13 protein-coding genes are annotated in these 16,333 nt (G+C 71.0%); 10 read left to right on the plus strand and 3 right to left on the minus strand.

Features of this window, described 5'->3' with window-relative positions; genetic code table 11:
- Nucleotides 1-68: 68 nt before the first annotated feature.
- On the plus strand, nucleotides 69-1,808 hold the full coding sequence (locus C6Y14_RS26590) for a pyruvate dehydrogenase (RefSeq protein WP_107019356.1): 1,740 nt from the start codon (nucleotides 69-71) through the stop codon (nucleotides 1,806-1,808).
- 43 nt (nucleotides 1,809-1,851) lie between these two features.
- On the opposite strand, the gene C6Y14_RS26595 is transcribed toward C6Y14_RS26590, so the two are convergent.
- On the minus strand, nucleotides 1,852-2,340 hold the full coding sequence (locus C6Y14_RS26595) for a carboxymuconolactone decarboxylase family protein (RefSeq protein WP_225891291.1): 489 nt from the start codon (nucleotides 2,338-2,340) through the stop codon (nucleotides 1,852-1,854).
- A 160-nt stretch (nucleotides 2,341-2,500) separates the two neighbouring features.
- On the opposite strand from C6Y14_RS26595, the gene C6Y14_RS26600 reads away from it, so the two are divergent.
- From C6Y14_RS26600 to C6Y14_RS26610, 3 genes are all read left to right on the plus strand, one after another.
- A complete protein-coding gene (locus C6Y14_RS26600; RefSeq protein ID WP_107019357.1) occupies nucleotides 2,501-3,490 on the plus strand; it encodes a pirin family protein in 990 nt (329 codons plus the stop codon).
- 94 nt (nucleotides 3,491-3,584) lie between these two features.
- Nucleotides 3,585-4,007 carry an aspartate 1-decarboxylase gene (gene panD, locus C6Y14_RS26605; protein ID WP_107019358.1) on the plus strand — a complete coding sequence of 141 codons (423 nt, stop codon included), beginning with the start codon at nucleotides 3,585-3,587 and terminating at the stop codon, nucleotides 4,005-4,007.
- A gap of 58 nt (nucleotides 4,008-4,065) precedes the next feature.
- Complete coding sequence (locus C6Y14_RS26610) at nucleotides 4,066-4,410, plus strand: GNAT family N-acetyltransferase (protein ID WP_107019359.1); 345 nt, start codon at nucleotides 4,066-4,068, stop codon at nucleotides 4,408-4,410.
- 502 nt (nucleotides 4,411-4,912) lie between these two features.
- On the opposite strand, the gene gndA is transcribed toward C6Y14_RS26610, so the two are convergent.
- A complete protein-coding gene (gndA, locus tag C6Y14_RS26620) occupies nucleotides 4,913-6,352 on the minus strand; it encodes an NADP-dependent phosphogluconate dehydrogenase (RefSeq protein ID WP_107019361.1) in 1,440 nt (479 codons plus the stop codon).
- Nucleotides 6,353-6,669: 317 nt separating this feature from the next.
- On the opposite strand from gndA, the gene C6Y14_RS26625 reads away from it, so the two are divergent.
- A complete protein-coding gene (locus C6Y14_RS26625) occupies nucleotides 6,670-7,866 on the plus strand; it encodes a transglycosylase family protein (protein WP_107019362.1) in 1,197 nt (398 codons plus the stop codon).
- A 42-nt stretch (nucleotides 7,867-7,908) separates the two neighbouring features.
- Here the strand turns inward: C6Y14_RS26625 and C6Y14_RS45200 are convergent, their stop codons facing one another.
- Nucleotides 7,909-9,339: a DMT family transporter gene (locus C6Y14_RS45200; RefSeq protein WP_225891292.1), complete on the minus strand. Its 1,431-nt coding sequence runs from the start codon at nucleotides 9,337-9,339 to the stop codon at nucleotides 7,909-7,911.
- Nucleotides 9,340-9,579: 240 nt separating this feature from the next.
- Here C6Y14_RS45200 and C6Y14_RS26640 point away from each other — a divergent pair, with 240 nt between their 5' ends.
- The 5 genes from C6Y14_RS26640 (at nucleotide 9,580) to C6Y14_RS26660 (ending at nucleotide 16,135) form a co-directional block, all read left to right on the plus strand.
- Nucleotides 9,580-10,347 (plus strand): (2Fe-2S)-binding protein, encoded by a 768-nt coding sequence (locus tag C6Y14_RS26640; protein ID WP_107019556.1) that lies wholly within the window; start codon nucleotides 9,580-9,582, stop codon nucleotides 10,345-10,347.
- Between the two features lie 37 nt (nucleotides 10,348-10,384).
- On the plus strand, nucleotides 10,385-11,536 hold the full coding sequence (gene glgA, locus C6Y14_RS26645) for a glycogen synthase (protein ID WP_107019364.1): 1,152 nt from the start codon (nucleotides 10,385-10,387) through the stop codon (nucleotides 11,534-11,536).
- A gap of 51 nt (nucleotides 11,537-11,587) precedes the next feature.
- Nucleotides 11,588-12,808, plus strand: coding sequence for a glucose-1-phosphate adenylyltransferase (glgC, locus tag C6Y14_RS26650; RefSeq protein ID WP_107019365.1), 1,221 nt, complete (start codon nucleotides 11,588-11,590; stop codon nucleotides 12,806-12,808).
- Between the two features lie 206 nt (nucleotides 12,809-13,014).
- Nucleotides 13,015-14,403 (plus strand): wax ester/triacylglycerol synthase family O-acyltransferase, encoded by a 1,389-nt coding sequence (locus C6Y14_RS26655; protein WP_107019366.1) that lies wholly within the window; start codon nucleotides 13,015-13,017, stop codon nucleotides 14,401-14,403.
- 235 nt (nucleotides 14,404-14,638) lie between these two features.
- Nucleotides 14,639-16,135 (plus strand): SDR family oxidoreductase, encoded by a 1,497-nt coding sequence (locus C6Y14_RS26660; protein WP_107019367.1) that lies wholly within the window; start codon nucleotides 14,639-14,641, stop codon nucleotides 16,133-16,135.
- Nucleotides 16,136-16,333: the final 198 nt, after the last annotated feature.

Below are 16,333 nucleotides of genomic sequence, written 5' to 3' on the forward strand. Positions count from 1 at the left end.
GCGCGCGGCGAGAGTGTTGCCGAGAGTCGTGTGAGACAGATGTGCAGTCCGAGGGGAGAAGTCCGGCGATGCGGAATCTGACCGTGGCCCAGCAGCTGGTGGACGTTCTGCGCCAGGCGGGTGTGGAGCGGATCTACGGCGTGGTGGGTGACAGCCTCAACTCGGTGGTCGACGCGGTGCGCCGTACCGACGGCATCGAGTGGGTGCATGTACGGAACGAGGAGGCCGCCGCCTTCGCCGCGGCGGCGGAGGCGCAGCTGACCGGCAAGCTGGCGGTCTGTGCCGGGAGTTGTGGCCCCGGAAACACCCATCTGATCCAGGGGCTGTACGACGCGCACCGCTCCGGCGCGCCCGTGCTGGCACTCGCCTCGCACATCCCGTCCCACCAGATCGGTACCGGCTTCTTCCAGGAGACGCACCCGGAAAGGCTGTTCGTCGAGTGCAGTGACTACTGCGAGATGATCAGCACTCCTGAGCAGATGCCCCGGGTTCTGCGGATCGCCATGCAGCGGGCTCTCGGCAACAACGCCGTGTCGGTGCTGGTGCTGCCGGGCGACGTCGCGCACGGCGAAGCGACCCGGCCGACGGGAAACAGTGACCTGGTCACCGAGCGCGGCCGTGTCGTCGCGCCGGACGCCCAGGTCCGGGCGCTGGCCGAGAAGCTGAACGCGGCGCGGAAGGTGATGCTGTTCTGCGGCGCGGGCGTGCGGGACGCGCACGCCGAGGTCATGGCGCTCGCCGAGAAGGCCGCCGCCCCCGTCGGGCACACCCTGCGGGGCAAGGAGTGGATCCAGTTCGGCAACCCGTACGACGTGGGCATGAGCGGTCTGCTGGGCTACGGAGCCTGCTACGACGCGATGCACGAGGCCGACCTGGTCGTCCTGCTCGGCACCGATTTCCCGTACGACGACTTCCTGCCGCAGACGCGTACCGTGCAGATCGACCACGACGCGGGGCGGCTCGGCCGTCGCACCGTGCTGGAACTCGGGGTCCACGGCGACGTCCGGGAGACGCTGCGTACTGTGCTGCCGCTGATCGAGGCGAAGCGGGACCGCACCTATCTGGACGGGATGCTGCACAAGCACGCCAAGTCGCTGGAGAAGGTGGTCTCCGCCTACACCCACGACGTCGAGCGGCACACCCCGATCCACCCCGAGTACGCGGCCTCCGTGCTGGACGAACTCGCCTCCGACGACGCGGTGTTCACCGTGGACACCGGCATGTCCAACGTATGGGCGGCGCGCTATCTGACCCCCAACGGGCGGCGCCGGGTGATCGGTTCGTTCCTGCACGGCACGATGGCCAACGCGCTGCCGCACGCCATCGGCGCGCAGTTCGCCTACCCCGGCCGACAGGTCATATCGATGTCGGGTGACGGTGGACTGGGCATGCTGATGGGCGAGTTGCTCACCGTGAAGCTGCACGATCTTCCGGTGAAGACGATCGTCTTCAACAACTCCTCCCTGGGCATGGTGAAGTTGGAGATGCTGGTCGAGGGGCTGCCCGAGTACGAGACCGACCACGGGCCGGTGGACTACGCGGCGATAGCCCGCGGCGCGGGCATCGAGGCGATCCGCATCGAGCACCCCGGAGACGTTGCCGAGGGACTCAAGCGGGCGCTGGCCCATGACGGGCCGTTCCTGGTCGACCTGGTGACCGACCCCAACGCGCTGTCCATCCCGCCGCACATCTCGGCCGCCCAGATCAAGGGGTTCGCCTTCGCCGCGGGCCGGACGGTGCTCGACGGAGGCGTCGGCAAGATGCTCGACCTGGCCCGCGCCAACCTGCGGAACGTGCCCCGCCCCTGAGGCGGTCAGTGCCCACGACGGGGGAGGGCGGTCCCTGCCGCCGCTACTCGCCGCGGGGCGGCTGTACGGGGTGCTTGCTCATGATGGACACGCGGTTGAACGCGTTGATGGTGACCGCCACCCAGATCGCGGCCGAGATCTGGTCCTCGGAGAGAACCTGTCGGGCAGCCTCGAAGGCCGAGGTCTGGGCCGCGGCATCCACCGGATCGGTCGTGGCCTCGGCCAACGCCAGGACGGCGCGCTCCAGGGGAGAGAACAGGCCGGTGTCCCGCCAGGCGCTCAACACTCCGAGTCTGCGCGGTGATTCACCGGCGCGCAGGGCCGCCCCGGTGTGCCTGTCCAGGCAGTAGGCGCAGCCGTTGAGCTGGGACACGCGGAGGTTGATCAGTTCCACCGTGATGCGGTCGAGTCCGGCCTCGGCGGCGGTTGCCCGGACCGTCTCAGCGGCCTGCACCATGGCGTGGAAGGCTTTGGGGCTCTGTTTGTCGATGAAGATCCGGCGGGGCTCGGAGTCGTGGCTGCGGTCGCTCACGTCGGCACTTCCTTCCGGCCACGCTCGAAGTGGCCCGTGGTGCAGGTGCAGGTGCAGGTGCAGGTGCAGGTGTGGATGTGGGTGCGGATGCCTGGGCGGTCGGCCCGCCCTGTGTCATCCTAGTTGATGTGACAACCAGATCCTGTGGGAGGTGCTCTCGATGAGCAACGCGGAAACCGATGGCGCGGCTCTACGCTGCGGTGCGCTCGTCGAGGTCGACCGGCCCGCAGAGGCCGCTGAGGTCGACGTCCTCTCGGCGCGTGACGTCCCGCTCGGGGGCCCGCGCGCGATGCGCGTACGGCGGACGCTGCCCCAGCGGGCGCGCACCCTCATCGGCGCCTGGTGCTTCGCCGATCACTACGGCCCGCACGAGGTCGCCGTCTCGGGGGGTATGAACATGCCCCCGCACCCCCACACCGGACTGCAGACGGTGAGCTGGCTGTTCAGTGGCGAGGTCGAACACCGGGACACCCTCGGCACCCACGCCCTGATCCGGCCCGGTGAGATGAACCTGATGACCGGCGGCCACGGCATCGCCCACTCGGAGGTCTCCACCCCGGACACCGCAGTCCTCCACGGCGTCCAGCTGTGGGTCGCGCTGCCCGAACAACACCGCCGCACCGCCCGGGACTTCCAGCATCACGTGCCCGAACCCGCGCACGCCGACGGGGCCGTGATCAAGGTCTTCCTGGGCTCGCTCGCCGGCCGGACCTCCCCGGTCAGGACCTTCACGCCGCTGCTCGGCGCCGAGATCGTCGTGGAACCCCGCGCGACGCTCACCCTCGCCGTGGACACGACCTTCGAACACGGCCTCCTCGTGGACAGCGGAGACATCCGCCTGGCCGACACCGTGCTGCGGCCCGCCGAACTCGGTTACGTCCCCCGCGGCGCCGACACCCTGACGATGGTGAACGAGACCGACGCCCCGGTGCGGGCCGTCCTCATCGGGGGGCCGCCCTTCGGGGAGGAGATCGTCATGTGGTGGAACTTCGTCGGCCGCAGCCACGAGGACGTGGTGCAGGCCCGCGAGGACTGGGAGGCCGCCTCCGACCGCTTCGGCGTCATCGAGGACTTCCCCGGCGGCCCCCTGCCCGCGCCCGCCCTGCCGAACGCCGTCATCACACCGCGCCGCAACCCACCGGCCCGCTGATCGCGCTCTATGAGCCGAAGACCTGCCGCTGTACAGTGAAGTACGCCCCTGACCTGCAGAAAGCTGGCGGGGAGCTGTCTTCTAGGAGTCCGAAGTGCTGCGTACTCTCTTCAAATCCAAGATCCACCGTGCCACTGTCACCCAGGCCGACCTGCACTATGTCGGCTCCGTCACCGTCGACGCCGATCTTCTCGACGCCGCCGACCTGCTCCCCGGCGAGCTGGTCCACATCGTCGACATCACCAACGGCGCCCGGCTGGAGACGTACGTCATCGAGGGGGAGCGCGGATCGGGGGTCATCGGCATCAACGGCGCCGCGGCCCACCTCGTACACCCCGGGGATCTGGTGATCCTCATCAGTTACGCGCAGGTCTCCGACGCCGAGGCGCGTGTGCTGACGCCGCGGGTCGTGCACGTGGACGGCGACAACCGGATCGTGACGCTCGGATCGGACCCTTCCGAGCCGGTACCGGGCTCTGACCAGCGGCGGAGCCCGCACGCCGTCCCGACGGCCTGACCCGCACTCACCCCGCATCCGCACGCGTACCCCCGTACCAGTACTACGAGGAGAATCCATGAGCGACATCACCATCCGTGACGACCGGGGCCACGGCCGCCTGGAGGCGTACGCCGGTGACGAAGTGGCGGGCCGCATCGCGTACTTCGTCCTCGAAAGCCCGAGTCGGGCCCTCGTCCCGGTGCACACCACCGTGGAGCCCGCCCATGAGGGCAAGGGCATCGCGGGCTCTCTCGCCCGTGAGCTGTACGCGATCTCCGAGCGCGAGGGCGTGCCGGTCGCGCCGCTCTGCCCGTACGTCGTGAAGTGGGCCGAGCGGCACCCGGACGTGGCGCCGGTGGCGGACCCCGCGTTGCTGAGCGCGGCGAAGGAATGGCTCGGGGCTCACCCCGGTCTGTTCTGAGCGAACCCCTTGCCGGGGTCGGTATTCACAGTGCGGGACGGTGGGGGCTCGTCGCGCAGTTCCCCGCGCCCCTAAGGGGTCCGGCCGCCTCAAGGGGCCACATGGGCCCCGTTGGGACCGCGACCGAGTGAGTGGGTGCGCGGGAGTCGGGTAGGCGGGGGAGAAGTCCAGAGCCGACGTTCCCTCTGGCTGGAGGACATGATGACGCAACCGTTCCCCGATCCCGTACATCCGGATCCCACGCCGGGCCCGGACCGACCGCAGCCCTTCCCGGACCCGGTACCGACCCCGAAGCCCCGCCCGGTCCCGGGACCGCCGCCGCGCCCCGCGCCCGGCCCGGACCCGACCCCGGAGCCCCAGCCGGGCCCCCTGGGCTGAAACCCGAAAAGGCGGTGGGCGGCTGGTGTGGACATGCCCACACCAGCCGCCCGCCGCCTTCGCTCTTAGATGCGCGGGGAACTGCGCGACCAGCCCCCACGCACCCGCACCCCGCGACGCGACGTCAGCCGGAGACCTCGGACCGGTCCCCGCCCCACAGCGTGTGGAACGACCCCTCCCGGTCGGTCCGCCGATACGTGTGCGCCCCGAAGAAGTCCCGCTGCCCCTGCGTGAGCGCCGCAGGCAACCGCTCCGCGCGCAGCGCGTCGTAGTACGCGAGCGCCGCCGCGAACCCGGGCGTCGGAACACCCTGCTGCACGGCGGAGACGAGCACCGCGCGCCAGTCGTCCTGCGCCGCCGCGATCTCCTGCGCGAACGTGTCGTCGGAGAGCAGGCTCGGCAGATCGGCGCGCGCGTCGTACGCGGCCCGGATCCGGTCGAGGAACGCCGCCCGGATGATGCAGCCCCCGCGCCAGATCGACGCGACGGCGCCCAGGTCGATGTTCCAGTCGTACTCGGCGCTGCCGGCCGAGACCTCGTGGAAGCCCTGCGTGTAGGACACGATCTTCGACGCGTACAGCGCCTGCTCCACCTGGTCCGCGAAGGCCGACGCCTCGGACTCGCTCAGCGCCGTCGCCGAAGGGCCGGCGAGCCCGCGCGAGGCCTCGCGCAGCGCGCTGTGGCCCGACAGCGACCGGGCGAAGACCGCCTCGGCGATGCCCGACACCGGAACGCCCAGGTCGAGGGCGATCTGCACGGTCCAGCGGCCCGTGCCCTTCTGCTCGGCCTGGTCCTGGACGACGTCCACGAACGGCTTGCCCGTCGCCGCGTCCACGTGGGACAGGACCTCGGCGGTGATCTCGATCAGGTACGAGTCGAGCCGCCCGGTGTTCCAGGTGCGGAAGATGTCGGCGATCTGCGCCGGGGAGTAGCCCGCCACGTCACGCAGCAGCTGGTACGCCTCGCCGATCAGCTGCATGTCGGCGTACTCGATGCCGTTGTGCACCATCTTCACGAAGTGCCCGGCGCCGTCGGGGCCGACATGGGTGACACACGGAGAGCCGTCCTCGGCCTTCGCGGAGATCTTCTCCAGCATCGGGCCCAGCGACTCGTACGACTCGACCGGGCCGCCCGGCATGATGCTGGGGCCGTTGAGCGCGCCCTCCTCGCCGCCGGAGATGCCCGCGCCGACGAAGTGGATGCCCTGCTCGCGCAGCTCGCGCTCCCGGCGCCGGGTGTCCGCGAAGTGCGCGTTGCCGCCATCGATGATCATGTCGCCGGGCTCCAGGAGCGGGGCGAACTCCTGGATCACCGCGTCGGTCGGCTCACCGGCCTTCACCATGATCACCAGGCGGCGGGGCCGCTCCAGCGCGGCCACGAACTCCTTGGCCGTCTCCGTCGCGATGAAGTCGCCCTCACTGCCGAACTCCTCCACCAGCGCGTGCGTGCGCGCCGCCGTCCGGTTGTGCAGGGCGACGGCGTATCCGTTCCGCGCGAAGTTACGGGCGAGATTGCGCCCCATCACCGCGAGTCCCGTGACGCCGATCTGCGCTGAGTTGCTCATACGGTTTGGCTCCTAAGATCCTGAATCAGTGGTGCCGGTCCTGCCCGCCAGTATTGACCCACCGACCATCCTGACTTGCCGGTTCTCCGACCGCACATCCTGCCTTGCCGACGTTGTGTACGCAGAAGAGGCGTCCTCGCCTCAGCCTCCCGGCGAACTTCACCCCCGCGGCTGCCACCGGTATGGACATCAACCGCCGTGAACGAAGGGGCATTCCTGGTCACTTGGCGGGATAGGGAGGCTGATTGCCCTCTTGTCATGGCCTGTTAGCAGCGTTTACTTTTGCCGCTCCTGACGCTTGTTTAGGGGGCACCTTCATGGCCGTACGCGGTCGGCACCGCCGGTATCAGCCCAACAGGATCAACCGCGCGTCACTCACTGTCACGGTGGGCGGTGCCGGAATGGCGATACCGCTCATCGGGACCGGCGTCGCGAACGCGGCCGACGTGGACACGTGGAACAAGGTCGCCGCCTGTGAGTCCACGAACAACTGGAACATCAACACGGGCAACGGCTACTACGGCGGACTCCAGTTCAGCCAGTCCACCTGGGAGGCCTACGGCGGCCGGGCCTATGCCGCCCGCGCCGACCTCGCCACCAAGGACCAGCAGATAGCCGTCGCCGAGAAGGTCCTGGACGGTCAGGGGCCGGGTGCCTGGCCCACCTGCTCGCAGCGGGCGGGGCTCACGCGCGGTGGCGACAGCCCCGACATCAGCCCCTCGGGCACCTCCACGCAGACCGCCAAGCGCAAGGTCGACGTACAGCCGCAGACGACTCCCCAGTCCCGGGCCGGGACCGCCGAGATGTACACGGTCGTGCACGGCGACACGCTCTCCGAGATCGCCGGCACCCGCAAGATACCCGGCGGCTGGCGCCAGTTGTACGAAGCCAACCGCAGGACCGTCGGCGCCGACCCGGACCTGATCGTGCCCGGCCAGCGGCTGAGCCTGCACGGCAAGGCACCCGGTGCGAACAGCACCTCCACGTCGTCGTCCGGCAAGGCGCAGACGAAGGACAAGAAGGAGAAGCAGGAGAAGCGGGACAGGAAGGGTAAGGAGAAGGCCGAGAAGGCCGAGGAGAAGTCCGAGAAGAAGACCCACTCGGCCACCCACACCCTCACCGCCCCGGTGGCCGCCGGTACCGGCACCCCGTACCACGCCGCGGGTTCCTCCTGGTCGAAGGGCTACCACACGGGCGTCGACTTCCCGGTGCCGACCGGTACGTCCGTCAAGTCGGTCGGGGCGGGCAGCGTCGTGACCGCCGGTTGGGGCGGATCCTTCGGCTACCAGGTGGTGATCCGGCACGGCGACGGCCGCTACACCCAGTACGCCCACCTGTCCGCGATCTCCGTGAAGGCCGGGCAGGGCGTCGGGGCCGGCCAGCGCATCGGCCGGTCCGGCTCCACGGGCAACAGTTCGGGCCCGCATCTGCACTTCGAGGTGCGGACGGGGCCCGGTTTCGGCAGCGACGTCGATCCGGTCGCCTACCTGCGCGCCGGCGGAGTAAGGATCTGACCTGCGGAATGGGGATCTGACCGTCCGCGTCAGGATTTGACGTCAGGATTTGACGCAGGAGCGCAGCACCATCGGGGCGGGCAGCAGGGGCAGGCACGGAAGGCCGTAGTAGAGGCCTTCCGGCCACGCCACCTCGTCCGGGCCGTCCGGTACGTCGCCGGGCGGCGGGGGCCCGTTGGATCCGGGCGGCGGCACCAGGGCCGCCTCGCGTGCGGCGGCGAGCATCCCACCGGCCGCCACCGGCGACCCCTCCCGGCCGCCGGGCACCCCGGCCCCGGGCGGGCGCGAGCGGTCACGTTCGCCATGGCCCGTGCGCGCGGCCGGTGCGACAGGCTCGCTCCGTACCGCAGGCACCGTGAACGATTCTTCGCGTGCACCCATCGGCGTATACGCCTTGTCCCGCACGCCAGAGGAGATCCGCCGCTCGGCGGAGCCGGAGCCGGAGCCCGGGGCCGAAGCGGAGACCGTGGGCCGCTCGGGAGGAAAAAGCGCGGTGGCCTGCTCCAAAGGACTCGGCACGGCCTCCGGAGCCACGGCCCGGGACACGTCCTGGGCCGTTTCCCGGGCCGCGTCCGCGGCCATGGGTGCCGCTCCGGCAGCCGACGGAACCGACGTGGCGGGCGCGACCGGCCGCGTACGCTCCGAGCCGCTGATCCGCTCCGTGGTGAGCAGGATCAGGCCGCCCGCGGCGACGACTCCGCAGCCGAGGGCGAGCATCGTGCCCGTCTCGCCGTAGCGGAACGTCTCGCCGAACATCGTGATACCCACCGCGGCGGCCACGATCGGGTTCACGACGGTCAGCGTCGCCAGCGGGGCCGCGAGTCCGGCGCCCCGGTAGGAGGCCTGCGACAGCAGCATTCCGGCGGTCGCCAGCACGCCGATCACGGCGAGGCTCGGCAGATCGGCGAGTGTGACTCCACCGGTCCAGTCCACCGCCACGGTCTTGGTGAACACCGACGACATACCGAAGGCGACACCCGCCGCGATCGCCAGCAGCACACTGCGCACGGCCGGGTGCCGGTGCGCGGCGCGGGCCGCCGTCATCAGCGCCACCACCGCACCGCCGGTGACCAGGGCCACCACGACGCGCTGGGTGCTGTTCAGCGACTGCGAGTCGGCGGTGCCGACCAGCGCCAGGATCCCGGCCAGACCGACCGTCGCCATGATCGCGCCGCGCCAGGCGGTCGCCCCGGCCCTGCGGCGGACGAACACGGCCGCCATGGGCAGCGCGAACACGATGGTCAGCGCGCCCAGCGGCTGCACCAGGCTGAGCGGCCCGTAGGCCAGCGCCACGACGTGCAGCAGTCCGCCGAGCGCGTTGAGACCGACCGCGACCCACCAGGCGAGCTGGCGCATGGGCGCGTACGTACGGTCGGGCGTGGTCGCCGCGACACGTTCCTGCACGATGGCCCCGCCCGCGTAGGCGACGGCGGAGACGAGGGAGAGGACCACAGACAGCACTAGTGCGCTCATGTGTCTCTCCTCTGCGTGTGGCGGACGCGCTCCGGCGGGTGCAGAGTCCGGTGCGGCGAACGGTCGGCTTCCATGGTGATGACGATCCCTTGCGAAAGGTCCCGTGTCGTCGTACCTGAGCAGTCATTGGGTCCTACTGCCGATGGAGTACGTCTTGGACCGAGTCCTCCCCAGGTCGGGTGACACGAAGTACAACCCGCACTCGGGCGCCGTTATGCCCCCTTGGTGTACTTGTTCTTCGTGAATCTCGATCCGGACCTCAAGCGGCTCGCCGCTCTCGAAGGTTTCTTCGCCCTGCGCACGGGACGGTCCCGCCCGCGCACGGGCCGGCCGCCGCTGCCGACGCTCGCCGAGGTCTACGCGACGCCGGGCGTCACCGAGGGGCGTCGAGGGGACGAGGCGGCGGATCCGCTCGGTTTCCGCGTCCGCAAGGTCGTCCGGCTGCTGGCCGCGCCCGAGGTGCGCGTCGGGGTGTCCGTGGCGCAGCAGGGGCTCGCCGCCCGGCTGTGGTCCGTGGCTCTCGGCGCGGCCGTGCTCTACGGGCGGGTGCCCGACCTCGACCCGCGCCTGCTGCACTGGGACGCCGACGGCAGCGCCCCCGACGACCTGTGGCTGTCGCGGGTGCGCGCCCTGCCCGGCGACGCGGCGACCATCCGACGCCTCGTGCACCACGGTCACCTGGAACCCCTCGCGGCGGCGCTGCGCGCCCGCCACCCGGTGGCCGAGGGGCTGCTGTGGGGCAACGCGGCCTCCGCCCTCGCGAGCACCGCCCGCCTGCTCGACGGCTGGGCCGCCGCCCACGGCCGTACGGACGTACGCGACCGCGTACGGGCCCTCGCCGCCGAGCTCCTCGGCCACCCCGACCTGCGGGACACCGGAACCCTGGACGGAATCGCCTTCCGCCGACGCAGTTGCTGCCTCTATTACCGGGTACCCGGTGGCGGGGTGTGCGGCGACTGCTGCTTCAGGCGGACGCCGCGCTCTTCCCTGACCGACCCATCTGGGTGACCATGTGGGAACCAGCCGCAGAGACAGGGGGTTCCGGGTGCGAGTGGGACTGCTGACCCGGGAATATCCGCCGGACGTGTACGGCGGGGCGGGAGTCCATGTCGAGTTCCTCGCCCGGGAGCTGAGGCCGCTCACCGACCTGGGCGTGCACTGCTGGGGGGAGGGCGCCGGCGGCGGGGTGGTCCGGCACCGGCCCTGGCCCGTGCTCGACGGTGCCAACGACGCGTTGCGCACCTTCTCCGTGGACCTGTCGATGGCCGCCGCGCTGGAGGACCGCGACCTCGTCCACTCGCACACCTGGTACGCGAACCTCGCCGGCCACCTCGCGAAGCTGCAGTACGGCATCCCGCACGTCATGACCGCCCACTCGCTGGAGCCGCTGCGCCCCTGGAAGGCCGAGCAACTGGGCGGCGGCTACGCCCTCTCCAGCTGGGCCGAGCGCACCGCGATCGAGTCGGCCGACGGCGTGATCGCCGTCTCCGGGGCCATGCGCGAGGACATCCTCGGCTGCTATCCGTCCCTGGACCCGGCCAGGGTGCACATCGTGCACAACGGCATCGACACGAGTCTCTACCGCCCGGACCACGGCACGGACGTCCTGGAACGGCTCGGCATCGACACCGCGCGGCCGTACGTGCTGTTCGTGGGCCGCATCACCCGGCAGAAGGGCGTGCCGCACCTCCTGCGCGCGGTGCGCGACATCGACCCCGCCGCACAGGTCGTGCTCTGCGCGGGCGCGCCGGACACCCCCGAGATCGACCAGGAGTTCCGTGTCCTCTTCGAGGAGCTGAGCCGGGTCCGCGAGGGAGTGCACTGGATCCCGCAGATGCTGCCCCGCCCCGAGGTCATCCAACTCCTCACCCACGCCGCGGTGTTCGTCTGCCCCTCGGTCTACGAGCCCCTCGGCATCGTCAACCTGGAGGCGATGGCCTGCGGAACCCCGGTGGTCGCCTCCCGGGTCGGCGGTATCCCGGAGGTCGTTGAGGACGGCGAAACCGGGGTACTGGTGTCCGTGGACGAGGACTTCGAGACAGGACTCGCGCAGGCGCTGGACTCGGTCCTCGGGGATGCCGGGGCCGCCCGGCGGATGGGCGAGGCCGGACGGCAGCGCGCGGTGGGGGAGTTCGGCTGGGACGCCGTCGCCCGGCGGACGGTCCGGCTCTACGAGGAGATCCTCAAACAGGCGTAGTCCGGTCTGCCGGAAGGCAGGCCCGGATCAATGAGGGTTAGGGGAGCGGCCATGCGTCGTGGTGGACCTTCGGTGCTCGGAATCGTGCTGGCGGGCGGGGAAGGCAAACGCCTGATGCCCCTCACCGCGGACCGTGCCAAACCAGCGGTCACGTTCGGAGGCACGTACCGCCTCGTCGACTTCGTACTGTCGAATCTCGTCAACGCGGACATTCTGCGCATCTGCGTGCTGACGCAGTACAAGTCGCACTCGCTCGACCGGCACGTCACCACGACCTGGCGGATGTCCAGCCTGCTGGGCAACTACGTGACGCCGGTCCCGGCCCAGCAACGCCTCGGCCCGCGCTGGTACCTGGGCAGCGCCGACGCGATCCTGCAGTCCCTGAACCTCGTGTACGACGAGCAGCCCGAGTACGTGGCGGTGTTCGGCGCCGACCACGTCTACCGCATGGATCCGCGCCAGATGCTCGCCCAGCACATCGACAGCGGGGCGGGGGTGACCGTGGCCGGTATCCGGGTCCCGCGGACGGAGTCGTCGTCCTTCGGCGTCATCACCCCGGGCACGGACGGGCAGACGGTGGAACGTTTCCTGGAGAAGCCCGCGAACCCGCCCGGACTGCACGACGACCCCGAGTGCGTCTTCGCCTCCATGGGCAACTACATCTTCACCACGAAGGCCCTGATAGAGGCGCTGCAGCGGGACGCCGAGGACGCGAACTCCGTGCACGACATGGGCGGTTCGATCCTCCCCCAGCTCACCGACCGCGGCGAGGCCGGGCTCTACGACTTCAGCGACAACCACGTGCCCGGCGAGACCACCCGCGACCAGGGCTACTGGCGTGACGTGGGCACCCTCGACGCGTACTACGACGCCCATATGGACCTGATCGCCGAGCGGCCCGCCTTCAACCTCTTCAACCGGAGCTGGCCCATCTACACCAGCTCGGGCCAGCTCTCCCCGGCCCGGTTCAACGCGGGCGGCATCGCGAGCGAGTCGATCATCAGCGCGGGCTGCCTCATCCGGGGGCAGGTCACGCGCTCGGTACTCTCCCCGGGTGTCCTCGTCGACCCGGGAGCGGTCGTCCAGGGGTCGATCCTCCACGACAACGTGCACATCGGACGGGGCGCGGTCGTGCGCGGCGCGGTCCTCGACAAGAACGTGCAGGTACCGCCGGGCGCGACCATAGGCGTCAATCCGGAACGGGACCGGGAGCTCTACACGGTCTCCAAGGACGGCGTGATAGCCCTCGGCAAGGGCCAGCAGGTGCCGTAGGGAGCCTTCGCCCGAGCCCGCCGAGAGGTGAGGTCGGCCACTCGGGAATGCCTCCTGGGTCACACAGGTCCCGCTCGTGTCGCTGGTAGCGGCGGGAGCGGGACTTAATCTGCTGTTAACTGAGCGTAGCTTGATCGTACTTGACCGTAATCGTCCGGCCGGGATTGACTGCTGGCTCACCCGTCGCCGACGAGAGAGTCAAGCCATTGCATACGAGGCCCTCTGACTCCGACCTTCTCGCACCACTCGACCTGGCGTTCTGGAACATCGAATCCCGCGAGCACCCCATGCACCTCGGAGCACTGGGGATCTTCGCGGCCACGTCGCCCGCCGCGGGCCGGCACGCGGCCGACCTGCTCGCGGCCCGCGCGGCCGGCGTACCCGGGCTGCGCATGCGGATCCGCGACATCTGGCAGCCGCTCGACATCCGGCAGGCGTCGGGGTTCGATCTGCGCCGGCCGCTCGCCTTCGGCGGCGCCGCCCGTGAGGCCGCCCCCGACTTCGAGCCGCTCGACCACGTCCGGCTGCACGCCCCCGCCGCCGACTTCCACGCCGTCGCCGGCGCGCTCATGCAGCGGCCCCTGGAGCGCGGCAGACCTCCGTGGGAGGCCCACGTCGTGCCCGGCGTGGACGGTACCTCCTTCGCCGTGCTGTTCAAGTTCCACCACGCGCTGGCCGACGGGCTGCGGGCCCTGGCACTCGCGGCAGCCGTCCTCGACCCCATGGACATGCCGGCGCCCCGCCCGCGCCCCGCGGAACCGGCGCGCGGCACCCTCGCCGGCCTTGTCCCCGATGTGACGAAGCTGCCCGGACTGGTCCGCGGCGCCCTCTCCGACGTGGGCCGGGCCCTCGACATCGGCGCCTCCGTCGCCCGCGCCACCTGGGACGTACGGTCCTCGCCCGCCCTGGTCTCGAAGCCCACCGGCACCCGCCGGGTCGCGGGCGTCGCGGTGGAACTCGACGAGATCCACACGATCCGCAAGAGCGTGGGCGGCACCGTCAACGACGTCCTCATCGCCGTCGTCGCGGGCGCCCTGCGCCGCTGGCTCGACGAGCGCGGTGACGGCAGCGAAGGGGTGTCGCCCCGGGCGCTGATCCCGGTCTCCCGACGGCGCCCGCGCACCGCGCACCCGCAGGGGAACCGGCTCTCCGGGTACCTGATACGGCTTCCCGTCGACGACCCCGACCCGCTCGCGCGGCTCGCCACCGTGCGGACGGCCATGAACCACAACAAGGACGCGGGGCCCCACCGGGGCGCGGGCGCCGTCGCCCTGCTCGCCGACCACGTCCCGGCCATCGGCCACCGGCTCGGCATGCCCGTCGTCGGCCAGGCGGCCCGGCTCCTCTTCGACATCCTGGTCACCAGCGTGCCGCTGCCCAGCCTCGGCATGACGCTCGGCGGCTGCCCGCTGACCGAGGTCTACCCGCTCGCCCCGCTGGCCCGCGGCCAGGCCCTCGCGGTCGCGGTGTCGACGTTCCGCGGACGCGTCCACTACGGGCTCGTCGCCGACGCGGAGGCCGTCCCGGACCTCGACCTGCTGGCCAAGTCGCTCACGGTGGAGGTGGCGGAACTGAACGCCGCCTGCGTGTCCTGAGACACATCGCGCGGGTCTGCGCGGGTCCGCTCGGCTCCGGTGGATATCCGGAGGGCCGTGTACGGGCTGTGTCCGGACTGCGTTCCACGGGCCCGCGAGAGGCCGGGCGCCGGTCCGCGAGAGGCCGGTGATCATCACGGGTTTGGTGCCTTTGCCCTGTGCTCCGTAAAATTCCGCCTTCGGAGGCGAGCGCGGTTCGAGCGCCGCGCGAGAAACCCTAGGAACGGCAACGGCGATGACGGTGACAGAGGACAGCCCGGCGGCACCCGCCGTGGACACGGCACAGGCCCCGGACGGTTCGTACGGACCCGGTATCGACCCGGAGCGGCTGGCCGTCTGCCTCGCCGTGCTCGACGAGCTGGAGAAGATCGACGTCGACCACCCCGACGCGATCCGCGTGCGCCGCGCCACCGCGGGGATCTACCGCTCGGTCAAGCAGCGCCGCCGCCAGGACCGCAGGGCCGCCAAGACCGCCCACGACAAGGCCGTCACCGAGGCCACCGCCACCGGCTCCGCCCAGCGCATCGACGACGAGACCGAGGGCGTCCTGCCGTCGTCCGTCACCGAGGCCGGCGCCATCGCGGGGATACTCCAGCGCCCGCGCTCCTGCTACACCTGCAAGGTCCGCTACACCGAGGTCGACTACTTCTACCACCAGCTCTGCCAGAAGTGCGCCGCGGAGAACCGTGCCCGCCGTGACGCCCGCACCGACCTCACCGGCAAGCGCGCGCTGCTCACCGGCGGACGCGCCAAGATCGGCATGTACATCGCGCTGCGGCTGCTGCGGGACGGCGCGCACACCACGATCACCACGCGCTTCCCGAACGACGCGATCCGCCGGTTCAAGGCCATGCCCGACAGCGACGAGTGGATCGGCCGACTGAAGATCGTCGGCATCGACCTGCGCGACCCCGCCCAGGTCGTCGCGCTCGCCGACTCGGTCGCCGCCGCCGGGCCGCTCGACATCCTGATCAACAACGCCGCGCAGACCGTACGGCGCTCGCCGGGCGCCTACAGCGAGCTGCTCGCCGCCGAGGCCGGGCCGCTGCCCGCCGGTGAACTGCCGCCCGCCGAGGTCATCGGCACGTTCGGCTCCGGGGCCGTGTCCGCGCTCCCCGTGGCCGGGGGCGGCGCCCTGACCGCCCAGGACGTGACCGACCTCGCGCTCATCTCCGGCTCCGCCTCGCTGGAGCGGATCGCCGCCGGTACGGCCATCGACGCGGGCGGGCTCGTGCCCGACCTGCACGACACCAACAGCTGGATCCAGGCGGTCGAGGAGGTCACGCCGATCGAGCTGCTGGAGGTCCAGCTCTGCAACTCCACCGCGCCGTTCATCCTCATCAGCCGGTTGCGGGGGGCGATGGCGGCGGCCGAGGCCGGGCGGACGTACATCGTGAACGTGTCCGCCATGGAAGGTGTCTTCAACCGCGGTTACAAGGGCGCCGGGCATCCGCACACCAATATGGCCAAGGCCGCGCTCAACATGCTCACGCGCACCAGTGCGCAGGAGATGTTCGAGAAGGACGGCATTCTGATGACCGCCGTCGACACGGGGTGGATCACGGACGAGCGGCCGCATCCGGACAAGATGCGGCTGGCCGACGCGGGGTTCCATGCGCCGCTCGATCTCATCGACGGGGCGGCGCGGGTGTACGACCCGATCGTGCGGGGGGAGCAGGGGGAGGACCTGTTCGGGGTCTTCTTGAAGGACTACGCGCCTGGTAAGTGGTAGGTCACTGCGCTCGCTTCGGCTGGGTCGGCGGGCCGTGCGGGGCCGGGTTGTGCTGGGAGCGGGGTTTGAGGTGGGGCTCGGGTGGCTCGGGCCGCTGTCGGGTGCGGGTCGGTGGGGGCTTGTCGCGCAGTTCCCCGCGCCCCTGAGGGGTGACGGTTGGATGTCGGCTGGCCGTCGGTGGGGGCTGATCGCGCAGTT

The organism is Streptomyces dioscori, assembly GCF_003024195.1.
Taxonomy (GTDB): domain Bacteria; phylum Actinomycetota; class Actinomycetes; order Streptomycetales; family Streptomycetaceae; genus Streptomyces; species Streptomyces dioscori.